General features: G+C 62.4%; 3 protein-coding genes. All 3 read left to right on the forward strand.

What is annotated here, in order from left to right; translation table 11 throughout:
• A partial coding sequence (locus M0954_RS18710) for an ABC transporter ATP-binding protein (protein ID WP_297354825.1) occupies positions 1–795 on the forward strand: 795 nt, incomplete at its 5' end.
• A gap of 80 nt (positions 796–875) precedes the next feature.
• The gene (locus tag M0954_RS18715; RefSeq protein ID WP_122151858.1) at positions 876–1,616 is read left to right on the forward strand and encodes an ABC transporter ATP-binding protein; all 741 of its coding nucleotides are present in this window, start codon (positions 876–878) and stop codon (positions 1,614–1,616) included.
• Between the two features lie 62 nt (positions 1,617–1,678).
• A partial coding sequence (locus M0954_RS18720) for a glutamate/aspartate ABC transporter substrate-binding protein (RefSeq protein ID WP_297354827.1) occupies positions 1,679–2,519 on the forward strand: 841 nt, incomplete at its 3' end.

A 2,519-nucleotide genomic window follows, 5' to 3' on the forward strand; every position in this document is an offset into this window, starting at 1 on the left:
ACGGCCGTGGCGGATGTGAGTTTTTCGGTTGCGCGTGGCGAATGCGTCAGCGTGATCGGTCCGAATGGCGCCGGCAAATCGACGCTCTTCAATCTGCTGAGCGGCGCGGATGTTCCCGACGAAGGCGTGATCCGGTTCGACGGCGAAGATGTGACCGGCTTCGCGCCGGAGCGCTTCGCGGCTCGCGGCGTCGCCCGCACGTTCCAGCACGGCCGCGTATTCGGCAACCTGAGCGTGCTCGACAACGTGCTGATCGGCGCGCACGCGCGGCTCGAGTTGGCGCGTCGCGGGTTGCCGGGCGTGGGGGCGGTGGCGGAACTGTTGCGAGCGCTGTTTGCGCTGCCGAGCGTGCGTCGCGAACAGCAGCGGCTCGATGCCGAAGCACGCGCCATCCTCGCGCGTTTCGGCAGCCGCCTGATGCCACGTATCGATTCGCCGGCGCACAGCCTGTCGTATGCAAACCGGCGGCGAGTGGAGATTGCCCGCGCGTTGATGCTGCAACCTCGCATCCTGCTGCTCGACGAACCGACCGCCGGCATGAACGAGTCCGAGACCGCGGAAATGCTGGCGCTATTGCTGGAACTGAAAGGCGAGGGCACGACGATCCTGCTGATCGAACATAAGCTCGAACTCGTGATGACGCTGTCTGACCGTGTGATCGTGCTGGACGACGGCCGCAAGATTGCCTCGGGCGCGCCGGATGCGGTGCGCAATGATCCAGCGGTGATCGAGGCGTATCTCGGGCACCGGCAGGTCGGCCACGATGCTTCTTCGCAGCGTGCGGCGGTGGCGTGAATGTCGAGCGAACGTCTTGCAGACCGAAGCGTGCGAATCATCCAAACCATTCGAACCACGCGAACCGTGTAAACCGCACCATGGCAGAACCCTTACTGAAGCTTGACGGGATCGATACGTTCTACGGACAGAGCCAGGTGCACTTCGGTGTGACGCTGGAGGTGCCGCGGCACGAGATCGTCTGTCTGCTGGGCGGCAACGCGAGCGGCAAATCGACCGCGATGAAGGTGATCCTCGGTTTGCACAAACCGCGCGCCGGTACGGTACGATTCGAATCGCAGCCGCTCGACGGACTGTCGACCGCGCAGATCGTGCGGCGTGGTATCGCTTCGGTGCCGGAGGCGCGGCGCCTGTTTGGCGACATGACCGTGCGCGAGAACCTTTTGATGGGCGCGTTTACACGCCGCGACCGCAAGGCGATCGACGAAGATTACGAGCGTATGCTCGAACTGTTTCCGCGTGTGAAGGAGCGTCTGTCACAGCGCGCGGGTACGCTGTCCGGCGGCGAGCAGCAGATGCTGGCGATGGCGCGTGCATTGATGAGCCGGCCATCGCTCGTCTGCATGGACGAGCCGACGATGGGCTTGTCGCCGCTTTACGTCGACCGGGTGCTGGAGCTGATCCGCACCGTCAACGCGCAAGGGGTGACTTTCTTCATGGTGGAGCAGAACGCGAGCCTCGCGCTGCAGATCGCGCATCGCGGTTACGTGCTGCAGACGGGTCGTGTGGTGCTGTCCGGCGACGCGCAGTCGTTGCTTGGCGACGAGCGGATTCGCGACGCCTACCTTGGCGGTCCGCTCGCGGCGAACACGGCATCGTGAATCAACACCAGTCAATACTATTCAAAACCATCCAGCACCAAACCAGACCACTAGAGACCATCATGACGATTGGAAAGAAAACGCTTCGATTGCTGCTTGCGGCTTCGCTGCTAGCAGCCGGATCCGCCCACGCGCAGAGCGCCAGCACGCTACAGAAAATCAAGGAGAGCGGGACGGTCGTCCTAGGCGTGCGTCCGGCAGTGGTGCCGTTCTCGTACTTCGACGATCAGCAGAAGCCGCTCGGCTATTCGCAGGATGTCGCGTTGGCGATCGTCGACGGCATCAAGAAGAAACTGAATCTGCCGAATCTCACCGTGCGCACGATTGCGATCACGCCGCAGAACCGCATTCCGTTGTTGCAGAACGGCACGATCGATATCGAATGCACTACCACGACGAACAATGTAGAGCGGGAAAAGCAGGTGGCCTTTTCCAATACGATTTTCGTGATCGGCACGCGCCTGCTGACGAAGAAAGACTCGGGCATCAAGGACTTCGCCGACCTCAAGGGGCGCACGGTCGTCACCAACGCCGGCTCGACCTCGGAGCCGATCCTGCATAAGCTCAACACCGAGCAGAACCTCGGCATGACGATTACGACGCAGAAGGACGTGGCGGAATCGTTCCTCTCGCTGTCGACGGGACGCGCCGACGCCTTCATGCTCGACGATGCGATGCTCGCGGGCGAACGGGCGAAGTCGCCCGATGCAAACGACTACGTGATCGTCGGCAAGGCGCAATCGAGAGAGGCCTACGGGTGCATGTTCCGCAAGGACGATCCGGACTTCAAGCAGGTAGTCGACGACGCTGTCTCGCGACTGCAGACCTCGGGTCAAGCGGATGTGCTCTACAAAAAGTGGTTCGACGGCCCGATTCCGCCGAATGGGCTCAACCTGCATCTGC

The sequence above is a fragment of the Paraburkholderia sp. genome (assembly GCF_026225065.1).
Classification (GTDB): domain Bacteria; phylum Pseudomonadota; class Gammaproteobacteria; order Burkholderiales; family Burkholderiaceae; genus Paraburkholderia.

Bases quoted from the DNA above. Each gene is read 5' to 3' on its own strand.
- M0954_RS18715 (WP_122151858.1), top strand. From the start codon at position 876: ATGGCAGAACCCTTACTGAAGCTTGACGGGATCGATACGTTCTACGGA.